This window comes from Bacillus norwichensis (assembly GCF_014836955.1).
GTDB lineage: Bacteria > Bacillota > Bacilli > Bacillales > Bacillaceae_C > Siminovitchia > Siminovitchia norwichensis.
This window is the reverse complement of sequence record NZ_JACSPV010000114.1, coordinates 1-502: the sequence shown is the minus strand read 5'-3', so window position 1 is coordinate 502 and position 502 is coordinate 1. Positions and strand designations below refer to the sequence as shown.

General features: G+C 39.2%; 1 pseudogene. It reads right to left on the bottom strand.

What is annotated here, in order from left to right:
* Positions 1-242: 242 nt before the first annotated feature.
* Positions 243-353 (bottom strand): annotated as a pseudogene (locus H9631_RS22210) (phage holin family protein); the annotation flags it as partial.
* Between the last annotated feature and the right edge of the window lie 149 nt (positions 354-502).

Here is a 502-nt window from a genome sequence, read left to right as displayed (position 1 = left end):
CAAAATCCTGAAATTGTGGATCAATATTTGCCCTGGTCTAAAAACATTCAGGCCACTTGCGCCAAACTATGATAATAGCCGCCCATTCTTTGAAGAAAAACAAGAATAGACGGCTACTTGGCATGGGCACCGAAAAAGTGCACTTATTTTATTTATAATTCGGGCTTACGTTCTAATGGTAAGAAGTTATCATATTTGAGAGAGTAAATGCTTGTATTATAGGACAAATTATTTTTTAAAATTCATGATTCATTTCCTCCTTTATTGTGCAACTGAGCAAGTACATTTTTTAACTTCTCAGGTATTGGCAAACCTAATCGTGAAGCATTTTCTAGCATAGAAATACCTTCATTTGAACAGTAAAATCAAAACCACCCGTGTGAAAGAACTGGTGGTTTGCTCTGCGGCTGAAAGCCTTTGTTGCTGCCAGCCCTGAAAGGGCACTGAAAAGTTCGCCAACCGCACTACTCTTCCGGCTAACCCTAAAAGGGTTCCCCTATCT